The sequence below is a fragment of the Pantoea stewartii genome (genome assembly GCF_011044475.1).
GTDB classification, from domain to species: Bacteria; Pseudomonadota; Gammaproteobacteria; order Enterobacterales; family Enterobacteriaceae; genus Pantoea; species Pantoea stewartii.
On sequence record NZ_CP049115.1, the window covers coordinates 1,845,736 to 1,859,021 of the forward strand.

Below are 13,286 nucleotides of genomic sequence, written 5' to 3' on the forward strand. Positions count from 1 at the left end.
CCTGTTATGCAACTTCGACATATTCACGCGATTAACTGGAACCGGATTCAGGATGAGAAAGATCTTGAGGTCTGGAACCGTCTGACCAGCAACTTCTGGTTGCCGGAAAAAATCCCGCTGTCCAATGATTTGCCAGCCTGGCAGACGCTGGACAAGTCACAACAGCAGCTCACCATTCGCGTCTTTTCCGGCCTGACGCTGCTGGACACCATTCAGAATGTGCTGGGCGCACCGGGGTTAATGCCTGACGCGCTGACGCCGCATGAGGAGGCGGTGCTGTCGAATATCAGCTTTATGGAGGCGGTGCATGCCCGCTCCTACAGCTCGATTTTTTCGACCTTATGCAATACCAGCGATGTGGATGCGGCGTACCAGTGGAGTGAAGAGAACCAGGCCCTGCAAAATAAAGCCGGGATTATCCTGACCCATTACCGCGCTGACGATCCGTTAAAGAAAAAAATCGCCAGCGTCTTTCTGGAGTCGTTTCTGTTTTATTCGGGCTTCTGGCTGCCGATGTACTGGTCCAGCCGCGGCAAGCTGACCAATACGGCGGATCTGATTCGTTTAATCATCCGCGATGAGGCGGTACACGGCTACTATATCGGCTATAAATATCAGAAAGCGCTTGAGCAGGTCGATGAGGGCCGCCGCGAAGCCTTACAGCAGTTCGCCATCGATCTGCTGCTGGCGCTGTATGAAAATGAAGTGGCCTATACAGAAGCGCTGTACGGCGAAACAGGCTGGGCAGACGAGGTGAAGACCTTCCTGCATTACAACGCCAATAAAGCGTTGATGAATCTGGGCTACGAGGCTCTGTTCCCGGCGGAGCTCACGCAGGTCAATCCGGCCATTCTGGCGGCACTGTCACCCAATGCGGATGAGAACCATGATTTCTTCTCGGGCTCAGGATCGTCTTACGTGATGGGGAAAGCGGTCGAAACCGAAGACGAAGACTGGAATTTTTAAGACGTTGTGTGCCGTGCTGTCAACGGCACGTTTCCCCTTAGCGAAGGGACAGGCGCGCGGCATTTTCACAGCGCGCTGAACCTTCCCTCTCCGTCCGCGGAACGGGTGCCGATCGCGCCACAATAAATGACGGTAACGATTTGGCCGCCGTTGCCAGGGTTAACCAGACCGATATCACTGCTCACGCACTGACCGCTCTCAGCATCGCGCTGCCTTTGGCATGGCGTTGAGAAACCCGTTTATTCCGACGCCAAAACGGGGCGCCGTACCCGGATCCAATCTGACAGAGGGATAAGTCTGTGCCTGCCACAACCCGAGAAATCGCGACCAACAAACCCGACGTAAACGGCTGTCGATCTTTACTGTTACCCGACTATCACATAAACATAGCTATCAAATTATTTTTTAGGTTATTATTAACGCCACATTATTATTCATCTTTGCTACTGACGACCTATGACAACGTCTCACCCTGGTTTATCTTCCGCGCTGGTGGGACTGATGTCCGTTGCCACGGGACTGTGCGTCGCCAGTAATTATTATATTCAGCCTCTGCTGCATACTATCGCCCTTCACTTTCACTTATCCGTCGCATTCGCCGGGTTTATCGTGACCAGCGCGCAACTCGGCTATGCCTGCGGTCTGCTGTTGCTGGTCCCACTTGGCGATATGCTGGAACGGCGTGGACTGATTGTTGCCATGATGGTGCTGGCGGCGCTTGGTATGGTGATCATTGCCCTTTCCTCCTCTTTTCCTGTGTTGTTACTGGGAACGGTACTTACCGGGCTCTTTTCTGTCGCGGCGCAAATTCTGGTACCGCTGGCGGCCACCCTGGCCCACCCGGAAACACGGGGCAAAGTGACCGGCACCGTCATGAGTGGCTTGCTGTTGGGTATTTTGCTGGCGCGCACCGTGGCGGGCGGCCTGGCTCAGTTGGGCGGCTGGCAAACCGTCTACTGGGTCGCCAGCGTCTTAATGCTGTTGATGGCGCTGGCGCTGTGGCGCGCGCTGCCGCGTATTACCCCCTCGGTCTCGTTAAATTATCCGCAGCTGCTGGTTTCCATTTTCAGGCTGTATGCGGCCGACGCTGTTCTGCGCACCCGGGCCTTTACCGGTTGCCTGACGTTTGCCAATTTCAGCATCCTGTGGACCTCAATGGCCTTTCTGCTCTCTTCCGCGCCCTACGGTTATTCGGAAGGGAAGATCGGCTTACTGGGGCTGGTGGGTGCCGCTGGCGCGCTGGCGGCCAGAAAAGCCGGGGCGCTGGCGGACAAAGGTAAAGCGAAACTGACCACCAGCATGGGCTTGCTGATTATGCTGCTGTCATGGAGCGCGACCGCCTGGGGCACGCAGCATCTTGCAGCTCTGATTATCGGCATTTTGCTGCTGGATCTGGCGGTACAGGGCGTGCATATCACCAATCAGAGCGTGATTTACGCGCGTCAGCCTGATGCCCGTAACCGCCTGAATGCCGGCTATATGACCAGCTACTTTATCGGCGGTGCGCTGGGTTCGCTGCTGTCTGCCAATGCCTATCATCTGGGTGGCTGGCATGGGGTTTGCGCAGCCGGTGCAACACTGACGTTACTGAATTTACTTGTCTGGTGGAGGAATCACCGCTTAGAGCAACCGAATAGCCAGAATAGTGTGATTTAGCCTGTTCAGCCGAGTGTGAGTTTGCTATGGTTGGCCCCAAAGTTATTCACGTCGGTTATTTTTTCTTTCGAAATCATTTGATGTCGTACCGTTTCGCTCTACGACCAACGCCTGTGATATCGATGCGCACCACCTTCACCCTGGGGTCAAGGACAGATCTTGAATCACCACAGTGGAACAGCCCGAGAACACCGCTTCTGTGTCCGGTGACTCAACAGTCATGCTGTCGCCGTGGTTACTATAAAAGTTGAAATTAGTGAGGTTTTTCTAATGGAAAGTTCGTTTACTCCCATTGAGCAAATGTTAAACATCCGCGCCAATCGTCATGCGGATTTCCCCTTTCAGGAGATTCTTCTGACGCGACTCTGCATGCATATGCAAGGTAAGCTGCTGGATAATCGTAATAAAATGCTGAAAGAACAGGGCATCAATGAAACCCTGTTTATGGCATTGCTGACCCTGGATGCGCAGGAAGATCAGAGCATTCAGCCTTCTGAACTGAGCACCGCGCTGGGTTCATCACGTACCAACGCCACGCGCATCGCTGATGAGCTGGAAAAACGCGGCTGGATTGAGCGCCGTGAAAGTGCGCAGGATCGCCGCTGTCTGCATCTGCATCTGACCGACAAAGGTAATGCCTTCCTGCAGCAGGTTCTGCCGCCGCAGCATCAGAGCCTGCAATATCTGTGGTCCGCTCTGACCGCTGACGAAAAGTCGCAGCTCGAAAGCATCACCCGTAAGTTGCTTACCCGACTGGATAAAATGGAAGAAGACAAACTGTCTGCCTCGTTATCACGGTAATAGCAAGATCTGCGACACAATCACCTGACGAAATCGTTATTTTAACCCTCTTTCATCCGGCCAGCGCTTAGTCGCTGGCTTTTTTGGCTCGGGCGAAGGCGAAAACGGACTTGACCTCGCCGACATAGTGGAAAACGTGGAGAAATACATGAGTGCATCAGAGGCGCAAAGCCCGCATCAGCCTGTGAACAACAAAAAGAAAAAGCGCAAAGGCGCACTGATTTTACTGGCGCTGGTGGTCGTACTGCTCGGCATTGCGTGGGGCGTATACTGGTTTTTAGTGTTGCGTCATTTTCAGGAAACGGATGATGCCTATGTTGCGGGTAATCAGGTGCAGATCATGGCCCAGGTATCAGGCAGCGTGAACAAAGTCTGGTTTGACGATACGGACTATGTCAAAAAAGGGGATGTGCTGGTGTCGCTGGATAAAACTGACGCACAGCAGGCCTTTGAAAAAGCGCAGACGGAGCTGGCTACCAGCGTTCGTCAGGTGCACCAACAGATGATTAATGCGAAACAGTATCAGGCCACCATTGCACTCCGTCAGACGGCGTTGGATCAGGCGCAGGCCGATCTGAAACGCCGCGAACCGTTGGGTGCGTCCAACCTGATTGGCCGTGAAGAACTGCAACATGCGCGCGATGCCGTGGCCTCGGCGAAAGCAGAGCTGGATGTGGCGATTCAGCAATACAACGCCAACCAGGCGATGATCCTGAACACCTCACTGGAAAACCAGCCTGCCGTAAAACAGAGCGCCGCGCAGTTGCGTGACGCCTGGCTGGCACTGCAACGTACCGATATTCGCAGCCCGATGGACGGTTATGTCTCGCGTCGTAGCGTCCAGGTCGGATCGCAAATCAGCACCAGTACCCCGCTGATGGCTGTCGTCCCGGCGACGGATTTGTGGGTGGATGCAAACTTCAAAGAAACCCAACTGGCAGGCGTGCGTATTGGTCAACCGGCCACCGTTGTGGCAGATATCTACGGCGATGATGTGGTCTATCACGGCAAAGTGGTGGGGCTGGATATGGGCACAGGCAGCGCGTTTTCCCTGTTACCTGCACAGAACGCCACGGGCAACTGGATTAAAGTCGTTCAGCGCCTGCCAGTGCGCATTGAGCTGAACCAGGACGAAGTCGCGAAGCACCCACTGCGTATTGGCCTGTCAACGTTGGTCAAAATTGATACCGACAATAAAGACGGTAGCGTACTGGCTACCAGCGTACGTCAGCAGGCAGCCTACAGCACTAACGCGCTGGCCATTGACCTGGCACCGGTTAATACGCTGATCACCGATATCGTCCACGCGAACGCCGGATGATGAGCCGGAGGCTGTAATGGCACAAACACCGCTTAAAGGGATGCCGCTGGTCTTAATGACCATTGCGTTATCGCTGGCGACGTTCATGCAGGTTCTGGACTCTACCATTGCGAACGTTGCGATTCCGACGATTGCCGGTAACCTGGGGGCGTCCAACTCCCAGGGAACCTGGGTCATCACCTCATTCGGGGTGGCCAATGCTATCTCGATTCCGATTACCGGCTGGCTCGCCAGGCGCATCGGTGAAGTCAAACTCTTTACCTGGTCCACTATCCTGTTTGCGCTGGCCTCCTGGGCCTGCGGTATGTCAGAAAGCCTGGAGATGCTGATTTTCTTCCGCGTCATTCAGGGGATCGTGGCCGGTCCGTTGATTCCGCTGTCGCAAAGCCTGTTGCTGAACAACTATCCCCCGGCCAAGCGCAGTATCGCCCTGTCGCTCTGGGCGATGACGGTGATCGTGGCCCCGATATGTGGACCGATCCTCGGCGGCTGGATCAGCGATAACTACCACTGGGGCTGGATCTTCTTTATCAACGTTCCTATCGGGGTTGTCGTCATTATGCTGACGCTGCAAACCCTGCGTGGTCGTGAAACCCAGACACAGATTCGACCGATCGATACCGTCGGCCTGGTCCTGCTGATTGTCGGAGTCGGTTCGCTGCAGGTCATGCTGGATCGGGGTAAAGAGCTGGACTGGTTTAGTTCGACGGAAATCATCGTTCTGACCATTGTCGCCGTGGTGGCGCTCGTGATGTTGCTGATATGGGAGTTGACGGATGAGCATCCGATAGTCGATCTGTCGCTGTTCAAATCGCGTAATTTCACCATAGGCTGTTTGTCGATTAGCCTGGCCTACATGCTCTATTTTGGCTCGATTGTCCTGTTGCCGCAGTTGCTGCAGGAGGTCTACGGCTATACCGCAACCTGGGCCGGGCTGGCGTCGGCACCGGTGGGGATTATCCCGGTTATCCTGTCGCCGATTATTGGGCGTTTCTCGCATAAGATAGACATGCGGCAACTGGTAACGTTTAGCTTCATTATGTATGCCATTTGTTTTTACTGGCGAGCTTACACCTTTGAGCCCGAGATGGACTTTGCGGCCTCCGCCTGGCCTCAGTTTATTCAGGGCTTCGCGGTGGCCTGCTTCTTTATGCCATTGACGACAATCACGCTTTCCGGTCTGCCACCGGAGCGCATGGCCGCGGCATCCAGCCTGTCTAACTTTGTGCGTACGCTGGCGGGCTCGATTGGCACTTCCATTACCACGACAATGTGGACGGATCGTGAGGCAATGCACCACAGCAACCTCACCGAATCGGTGACGCCGTACAACATCAATGCGCAGCAGATGTACAGCCAGCTTGAAGGGATGGGCATGTCGCATCAGCAGGCGTCGGCCTACATCGCCCAGCAGATCACCAATCAGGGGCTGATTATCTCTGCCAATGAGATTTTCTGGGCCTCGGCGGGCGTGTTCCTCGTCTTGCTGGTCCTGATCTGGTTTGCCCGTCCACCGTTCGGCGCAGGCGGTGGAGGCGGCGGCGCGCACTAGCGGCTGCCGCACTGTCTTCGCCGGTTCTGGCGTACCTGCCCGGTACGCCAGAACGTCCTTACCAACGCGTCGCTTTTATATCAATCACGAACCGGTATTTCACCTCCCCTTTCAGCATCCGCGCAAATGCCTCTTCTGTCTGCTCTCCGCGAATCAATTCAATGTCAGCCGTAATATTGTTCTCACCGCAGAAGTCCAGCATGTCCTGCGTTTCTTTGATGCTGCCAATAGAAGAGCCGCTGATGCTTAAACGGCGGAATACCATAGGCGTGATATCCGGTGAGGCGTGCGGGCTGTCGGGAATGCCCACCAGCACCAGACGGCCATTGGTTTTAAGCGTGGCCAGATAGGGATCCAGATCGTGAGGCGCGGCAACGCAGTCCACGATCAGATCCAGCGACTGCTGACAGGCCTGCATCTCTGCTGCATGGCGTGATACCACGACATGACGGGCACCAAGTCGGCGCGCATCTTCCGCTTTGTCGGGAGAGGTGGTGAACAGCGTGACGTCCGCACCCAGTGCGCTCGCCAGTTTTACCGCCATGTGCCCCAGGCCACCCAGGCCAATGACGCCAACCTTGTCGCCCGCTTTGACATCAAAGTGACGGAGCGGTGACCACACAGTGACGCCCGCACACAATAGCGGGGCCACGCCTGCCAGCGGCAAGTGCGAAGGAACCGATACGACAAAATCCTGATCGACGACAACGTGTTCCGCATAACCGCCCCGGGTGCGCTCCCCGGTATATTTATCTGTGCCGTTATAGGTCGCGGTGAAGCCAGCTTCGCAATACTGCTCTTCCTGCTGCTGACAAAAACGACAGGTGCGGCAGGCATCCACCATCACGCCCACACCGACAAGATCGCCGGGGGCAAAACGGCTGGCCTTTCCGCCGGTTTCAATAACCCGGCCCACAATTTCATGACCGGGTACTAATGGATAGTGGCTCACCGCCCACTCATTGCGGGCCATGTGCAAATCGGAGTGGCAAACGCCACAGTAAAGAATTTCGATTCTGACATCACTGGGCTGAAGCGGACGCAGCGCTATCTGGCCGGGCGTCAGGGGTTGTGTCGCATCGTGGGCGATCAGTGCATTGATTTTCATTGTGCCTCTCATCGTATCTGGCGTTATTTAACGGAAGGCGGCAAACTCTACTCAAATGGGTTCATTATTGATAGTAGTCACCTTTTGGTGACCATAGAAAGGAAGGACACTATGCCAGCCTGGGTTGACGGAAAACTGGTTTTTTATGTGGATTCGCCACCGCGCCGCCTGATGGATCTGTTTTCGGTGAAGTGGAGCACAATGGTGCTGCACGCGCTGTTTCACTGGCCTGGTGGCCGCGCGCGCACGGGGGAACTGCAGCGAAGCCTGCAGGGAATATCGAAAAAGATGTTGTTTCAGACGCTAAAAGAGCTGGAGCAACGCGGATTAATTTCCCGCCATGTTTATGACGTGGTGCCGCCTAAAGTGGAATATCAGTTAACGGCGCTGGGCAGAACCTTTGCGGAACCGGTGGAACAGCTCTATCAATGGGGACTGGAGAATCAACGGGTACTTGATGAGATGGATGCGCATTATCAACGATCAAAGCCTGAGGGAGAGTAAAGCGCGATAACGAACGGCATAGAGCATGATGGCGCCTTGGCCGCGCCATCGTTTTGCTCGCACAGATTATGCGTTCTGACGCCACCATTCGGCTAACAGCACACCGGTCGCGACCGACACATTCAGACTTTCCACATTACCGGTGCCGCCAATTGACAGGCTCATATCGCCCTGCTGGAACGTACTGTCGGACAAGCCTTCACGTTCCTGCCCTAACACCAGGACCATTTTGGCAGGCAGCTCGGCTTCAGACAGCGGCGTACCCTGATGGCTGGATGTGGTTACGATGGTGTAACCCGCTTTACGGAACGCGTCGAGGCCTTGCGTAAAGGTTGTGCCGCTGATGGCCTGAACGTGTTCCGCCCCGCCTTCCGCGGTACGAACTGCCGCGCCGGATTCCAGCAACGAGGCATCATTCACCAGCAGCCCTTTCACACCGAAATGTGCACAGCTACGCATGATAGCGCCAAGGTTATGTGGGTTACTGACATCTTCAAGGGCCAGCACGCAGTCTTTGCTTTCGGCCTTCTCCAGCCACGCCGCCACATCCATGCCCATGCGCTTTTTAATCAGGAAGCACACACCGCCATGGTGTTCGGTGCCGGAGGCTTTGGTGATCTCAGCGTCATCTACCACGTGGTAGGCTTTACGGTTCGCTGCCAGCCAGCGCAGCGCGTCGCGAAAACGCGGCGTAACGCTCTGCACAAACCAGGCACGCACGATGCTTTCGGGACGGCTCTGGAACAGCGCCTGACAGGCGTTTTCGCCATAAACCCGGGTTTCTTCCAGGCGCTGGCGGCGGATCTGCTCTACGTCCACGACACCTTTACCGCTGATGCCCGGGTTATCCGATTTGGGCTCATCGACCGGTGCACGGGAAACGGTGCGCCAGGGCGAATCACTGCTGCCGTAAGCGTCGCGGTTATCGCTGCTGCGATCGTTGCGGCGAGGTGCACTGTCATTGCGGCGTGGCGCGCTGTCGCTGCGACGACCTGTACTGCGTCCGCCTTCTTCACTGCGCTCAGTACGTGGGCCGGATGAACGACGAGTGTCTTCACGGCGAGCAGCAGGACGGCCACCTTTGCCTGTACGAGGATTGGGCGCACGCGCGCTTTGCTCATCTTCGCCACGCACATACATGACTTTGACCTTACCACTTTTGCCTTTAAATTCGTCGTTCATTTCTTCCTCCTGCATTGAGAGCGCGAAGATTACCTGATGTGACTGCGCTTAGCTATCAACTATTGAACCTATAGAGCAATCCACATTGAGCGGATCTTATCACCCTTTCATAATGGACAATATTGAGCAAAGCGCTCTACATCATTATCAGAGGTTTTTTATGAATACGGTATGCACGTCTTGTCAGGCAACCAATCGCGTTCCCGAAGAACGGCTTGCCGATGGTGCCAAATGTGGTCGTTGTGGCGAAAGCCTGTTTTCGGGTGACGTGATCAACGCCACTGCCGCCACGCTGGACAGCTATCTGCAGGATGACCTGCCTGTCGTCGTGGATTTTTGGGCACCCTGGTGCGGCCCTTGTGTCAACTTTGCGCCCGTTTATAAAGACGTCGCGCAGGAGCGTAGCGGTAAGGTTCGCTTTCTGAAGGTGAATACCGAAGCCGAGCCCGCCCTGAGCAGCCGTTTCCGCATTCGCAGTATCCCGACCATCATGGTGTTTAAAAAAGGCGAGATGGTGGATGTGCTGAACGGCGCGATGCCGAAAGCCCCCTTTAATGAGTGGCTCGACGAATCCCTGTAAGTCCCTGAGGCCAGCATCTGCTGGCCTTTTCCTTTTGTCCGACGCTTCGATTACACTACGCTTTTTCCTGTCCTGAAGAATCATGTCTGATAACGCCGTTTTACGTTTACGCAGCCAACGTCTGGCGCGTGCTACGCGTCCTTTTTTAGCCCGCGGAAATCGTGTGCTTCGCTGTCAGGGCTGTCTGTTGCCGGAAAAACAGTGCCTGTGCGACAGCATCGTTACACAGTCCGCCCGGAGCCGCTTTTGCCTGGTGATGTTTGATACCGAGCCGATGAAGCCAAGCAATACCGGCCGGTTGATTGCGGATGTGTTGCCAAATACGCAGGCCTTTGGCTGGTCACGCACGGAGCCCGATCCGCTGTTACTGGCGGCGGTGGCCGATGGGGCTTATCAGCCGATGGTGGTTTTTCCTGCCTCCTATGCGGATGACGGTCGCGAGGTTCTCCACGCGCCGCCGCTGTCGGGCAAACCGCCGCTGTTTATTATGCTGGACGGTACCTGGAATGAGGCGCGGAAGATGTTTCGCAAAAGCCCCTGGCTTGATCGTTTCCCGGTGCTGTCGCTCAATGTAACGTCCCCTTCCCGCTACACGCTGCGTGAAGCACATGGCGAAGGCCAGCACTGTACGGCAGAAATTGCAGCGGCATTACTGCAGCAGGCGGGCGACAGCGACGCAGCGCAGGCTTTATCCCGGCATTTCGAGCAGTTTCGCCAGGCTTACCTGGCCGGTAAACCGCACCATCCCGGTCAGAACCGATAACGTTAGCGGTCACGTACATGCGTGACGAATAGTGTCCCGGGCGCGCTGATGTACGCCCTTCTTCAGCCTGCGATCTGCCCGGCGGTAAAACGGGGCAAATACGTTTACAATCACCTAAATCCTGATGAATGGAGTACGTGATGAGTCAACGCGGACTGGAAGCGCTGTTAAGGCCGAAATCCATTGCGGTTATCGGCGCCTCGATCAAACCGGGACGCGCAGGCTATTTCATGATGCGCAACCTGCTGGCCGGCGGCTTTAGCGGACCGGTGTTGCCGGTTACGCCAAAATACAAAGCCGTCAGCGGCGTGCTGGCCTGGCCTGATATTCACAGTCTGCCTTTCGCCCCGGATTTGGCGGTCATTTGCACCCATCACAAAAGGAATCTGGAACTGCTGCAGCAGCTTGGCGAGAAAGGCTGTAAAGCCTGCATCATTCTTTCTGCGCCCACCAGCCAGCTTCCCGAATTAAAACAGTGCGCCAGCCGCTGGCAGATCCGTCTGCTCGGCCCTAACAGTCTGGGCCTGCTGGCACCGTGGCAGGGACTGAATGCCAGCTTTTCGCCCGTACCCATTGCTAAGGGCCGCATTGCGTTTATTTCGCAGTCATCCGCCGTCTCTAATACCATTCTCGACTGGGCACAGCAGCGTAACCTGGGCTTCTCCTGGTTTATCGCGCTGGGAGACAGTTTGGATACCGACGTGGATGACCTGCTGGATTTTCTTGCCCGCGATGGCAAAACCAGCGCGATTCTGCTTTATCTTGAACATCTTAGTGATGCACGCCGTTTTGTCTCGGCTTCGCGAAGCGCCTCACGTAATAAGCCCATCCTGATCATCAAAAGTGGGCGCAGCCGTCAGGCACAGGCGTTGCTGGGAACGCACAGTGGTCTGGATGCCGCCTGGGATGCCGCCATTCAGCGCGCGGGGTTACTGCGGGTACAGGATACCCACGAGCTGTTTACCGCAGTGGAATCCTTAAGCCATATGCGCCCGCCGCGTGGTCATCGCCTGATGATCGTCAGCAATGGTGCCGCGCCCGCCGCACTGGCGCTGGATGAACTCTATGCCCGCAACGGTAAGCTGGCCGTGCTGAGCGACGAGACCGTGCAGCAGCTCAATGCTGTCCTGCCGGAGGGCGTCGGACATGGCAATCCGCTTGATTTAAAAGACGATGCCACACCGGCGCGTTATCTTGACTGTATTAGCGTGCTGCTCGACAGCCATGATTTAGATGCGTTGATGCTGATTCATGCCCCCAGTGCCGTTGCCCCCGCCACCGAAACCGCAGAGAAAATTATTCAGCTGGTGCAACAGCATCCGCGCGGTAAACAGCTTACGCTGTTGACGAACTGGTGCGGGGAATACTCTTCTCAGGCGGCGCGCCGGGCTTTTACGCAGGCGGGCATTCCTACCTGGCGCACGCCGGAAGGTACCGTTACCGCCTTTATGCACCAGGTGGAATACCGGCGTAATCAGAAGTTACTGCGGGAAACCCCCGCGCTGCCGGCCAGTCTGACTCAGGACAGTGCGCAGGCGCACCAGATCTTATCTCAGGCATTAAATCAGGGTGTGTTATCGCTGGATACGCATGAGGTGCAGCCGGTGCTCAAAGCCTACGGACTGGCCACTCTGCCCACCTGGATTGCGAAAGACAGCGATGATGCGGTCACGATTGCCGAACAAATCGGTTACCCGGTTGCGCTAAAACTGCGCTCCCCGGACGTGGCGCATAAATCCGACGTTCAGGGCGTGATGCTGTATCTGCGCAATGCTGCTGAAGTGCGGCGCGCGGCAGACGCCATTATCGACCGCGTAAAACAGACGTTACCCAGCGCCCGAATCGAAGGGCTGGTCGTGCAGAGCATGGCAAATCGTGCCGGAGCACAGGAGCTGCGCATAGTCGTGGAACAGGATCCGCTGTTTGGCCCGATCATCATGCTGGGTGAAGGTGGCGTGGAATGGCAGGCTGAGAAACAGGCTGCCGTAGCGTTGCCGCCGCTCAATATGACGCTGGCGCGCTATCTGGTTATACAGGCGATCAAAGGCGGTAAGATCCGCAGCCGCAGTGCGCTCATCCCTCTTGATGTTGCCGCGCTGAGCCAGTTACTGGTACAGGTGTCTAACCTGGTGGTGGATTGCCCGGAAATAGCGCGCCTGGATATTCATCCGCTGTTGGCGGCGGGCAGTGATTTCACGCTGCTGGACGTCACCCTGTCGTTGGCCCCCTTTGACGGTGACAGCGAAACCCGCCTGGCGATTCGTCCTTATCCTCAGCACCTGGAAGAGGAGGTGGAGCTGAAAGATGGTCAGCATTGCCTGTTCCGCCCGATCTTACCTGAAGATGAACCGCTGCTGCGTGACTTCATCAGTCAGGTAACCAAAGAAGATCTCTACTACCGCTATTTCAGCGAAATTAACGAATTCACACATGACGATCTGGCCAATATGACGCAGATCGACTATGACCGGGAAATGGCGATCGTCGCGGTGCGTCAGCACCAGGGACAGCCGGAGATCATCGGCGTCACCCGCGCCATTTCGGATGCCGACAACATTGATGCAGAGTTCTCCGTGCTGGTACGTTCCGATCTGAAAGGTCTGGGAATGGGGCGGCGGTTACTCGAAAAAATGATTCGTTACACCCGCGCCCATGGCCTGCAACAACTGAACGGCATCACCATGCCGGGCAACCGTGGCATGGTCACGCTGGCGAAAAAACTCAATTTTAACGTGGATGTGCAGATGGACGATGGTATCGTCAGCCTTAAGCTTTTGTTACAGGATAATGTCAATTTACCGTGTACAGAAAAGTAAAAATCGCCCGGTCAGCCCGGGTTGATGTTATTATTTA

11 protein-coding genes are annotated in these 13,286 nt (G+C 55.8%); 9 read left to right on the top strand and 2 right to left on the bottom strand.

The genetic code is table 11. The annotated features are described in order from the left end of the window. Window positions 1–6 precede the first annotated feature (6 nt). The 5 genes from nrdF (at window position 7) to emrB (ending at window position 6,296) form a co-directional block, all read left to right on the top strand. Window positions 7–966, top strand: coding sequence for a class 1b ribonucleoside-diphosphate reductase subunit beta (gene nrdF / locus G5574_RS08715; protein ID WP_164482511.1), 960 nt, complete (start codon window positions 7–9; stop codon window positions 964–966). Window positions 967–1,422: 456 nt separating this feature from the next. After that, window positions 1,423–2,622, top strand: coding sequence for an MFS transporter (locus G5574_RS08720; protein ID WP_164482512.1), 1,200 nt, complete (start codon window positions 1,423–1,425; stop codon window positions 2,620–2,622). A 270-nt stretch (window positions 2,623–2,892) separates the two neighbouring features. Continuing rightward, window positions 2,893–3,423, top strand: a complete 531-nt coding sequence (mprA, locus tag G5574_RS08725; RefSeq protein ID WP_033739447.1) for a transcriptional repressor MprA — start codon at window positions 2,893–2,895, stop codon at window positions 3,421–3,423. 148 nt (window positions 3,424–3,571) lie between these two features. Further along, a complete protein-coding gene (gene emrA, locus G5574_RS08730) occupies window positions 3,572–4,744 on the top strand; it encodes a multidrug efflux MFS transporter periplasmic adaptor subunit EmrA (RefSeq protein WP_033739448.1) in 1,173 nt (390 codons plus the stop codon). 16 nt (window positions 4,745–4,760) lie between these two features. Further along, window positions 4,761–6,296 (top strand): multidrug efflux MFS transporter permease subunit EmrB, encoded by a 1,536-nt coding sequence (gene emrB / locus G5574_RS08735; protein WP_039340119.1) that lies wholly within the window; start codon window positions 4,761–4,763, stop codon window positions 6,294–6,296. Between the two features lie 58 nt (window positions 6,297–6,354). On the opposite strand, the gene G5574_RS08740 is transcribed toward emrB, so the two are convergent. Next, window positions 6,355–7,404 (bottom strand): NAD(P)-dependent alcohol dehydrogenase, encoded by a 1,050-nt coding sequence (locus tag G5574_RS08740; RefSeq protein WP_033739450.1) that lies wholly within the window; start codon window positions 7,402–7,404, stop codon window positions 6,355–6,357. A 111-nt stretch (window positions 7,405–7,515) separates the two neighbouring features. On the opposite strand from G5574_RS08740, the gene G5574_RS08745 reads away from it, so the two are divergent. Continuing rightward, window positions 7,516–7,908 carry a winged helix-turn-helix transcriptional regulator gene (locus G5574_RS08745; RefSeq protein WP_058709006.1) on the top strand — a complete coding sequence of 131 codons (393 nt, stop codon included), beginning with the start codon at window positions 7,516–7,518 and terminating at the stop codon, window positions 7,906–7,908. Between the two features lie 66 nt (window positions 7,909–7,974). Here G5574_RS08745 and G5574_RS08750 read toward each other — a convergent pair whose 3' ends face one another. After that, window positions 7,975–9,090 (bottom strand): tRNA/rRNA methyltransferase, encoded by a 1,116-nt coding sequence (locus tag G5574_RS08750; RefSeq protein WP_006120689.1) that lies wholly within the window; start codon window positions 9,088–9,090, stop codon window positions 7,975–7,977. A gap of 160 nt (window positions 9,091–9,250) precedes the next feature. On the opposite strand from G5574_RS08750, the gene trxC reads away from it, so the two are divergent. The 3 genes from trxC (at window position 9,251) to G5574_RS08765 (ending at window position 13,249) form a co-directional block, all read left to right on the top strand. Continuing rightward, window positions 9,251–9,670 (top strand): thioredoxin TrxC, encoded by a 420-nt coding sequence (trxC, locus tag G5574_RS08755; RefSeq protein WP_039340125.1) that lies wholly within the window; start codon window positions 9,251–9,253, stop codon window positions 9,668–9,670. Between the two features lie 82 nt (window positions 9,671–9,752). Continuing rightward, window positions 9,753–10,433, top strand: a complete 681-nt coding sequence (locus G5574_RS08760) for a tRNA-uridine aminocarboxypropyltransferase (RefSeq protein WP_033739452.1) — start codon at window positions 9,753–9,755, stop codon at window positions 10,431–10,433. Between the two features lie 140 nt (window positions 10,434–10,573). Next, a complete protein-coding gene (locus tag G5574_RS08765) occupies window positions 10,574–13,249 on the top strand; it encodes a bifunctional acetate--CoA ligase family protein/GNAT family N-acetyltransferase (RefSeq protein WP_164482513.1) in 2,676 nt (891 codons plus the stop codon). Window positions 13,250–13,286 lie beyond the last annotated feature (37 nt).

What these genes read in the sequence shown, in the direction of transcription:
- G5574_RS08745 (WP_058709006.1), top strand. Translation starts at nt 7,516, where the DNA reads ATGCCAGCCTGGGTTGACGGAAAACTGGTTTTTTATGTGGATTCGCCA.
- G5574_RS08720 (WP_164482512.1), top strand. Translation starts at nt 1,423, where the DNA reads ATGACAACGTCTCACCCTGGTTTATCTTCCGCGCTGGTGGGACTGATG.
- emrB (WP_039340119.1), top strand. Translation starts at nt 4,761, where the DNA reads ATGGCACAAACACCGCTTAAAGGGATGCCGCTGGTCTTAATGACCATT.
- G5574_RS08760 (WP_033739452.1), top strand. Translation starts at nt 9,753, where the DNA reads ATGTCTGATAACGCCGTTTTACGTTTACGCAGCCAACGTCTGGCGCGT.
- trxC (WP_039340125.1), top strand. Translation starts at nt 9,251, where the DNA reads ATGAATACGGTATGCACGTCTTGTCAGGCAACCAATCGCGTTCCCGAA.
- emrA (WP_033739448.1), top strand. Translation starts at nt 3,572, where the DNA reads ATGAGTGCATCAGAGGCGCAAAGCCCGCATCAGCCTGTGAACAACAAA.
- nrdF (WP_164482511.1), top strand. Translation starts at nt 7, where the DNA reads ATGCAACTTCGACATATTCACGCGATTAACTGGAACCGGATTCAGGAT.
- G5574_RS08740 (WP_033739450.1), bottom strand. Translation starts at nt 7,404, where the DNA reads ATGAAAATCAATGCACTGATCGCCCACGATGCGACACAACCCCTGACG.
- mprA (WP_033739447.1), top strand. Translation starts at nt 2,893, where the DNA reads ATGGAAAGTTCGTTTACTCCCATTGAGCAAATGTTAAACATCCGCGCC.
- G5574_RS08765 (WP_164482513.1), top strand. Translation starts at nt 10,574, where the DNA reads ATGAGTCAACGCGGACTGGAAGCGCTGTTAAGGCCGAAATCCATTGCG.
- G5574_RS08750 (WP_006120689.1), bottom strand. Translation starts at nt 9,090, where the DNA reads ATGAACGACGAATTTAAAGGCAAAAGTGGTAAGGTCAAAGTCATGTAT.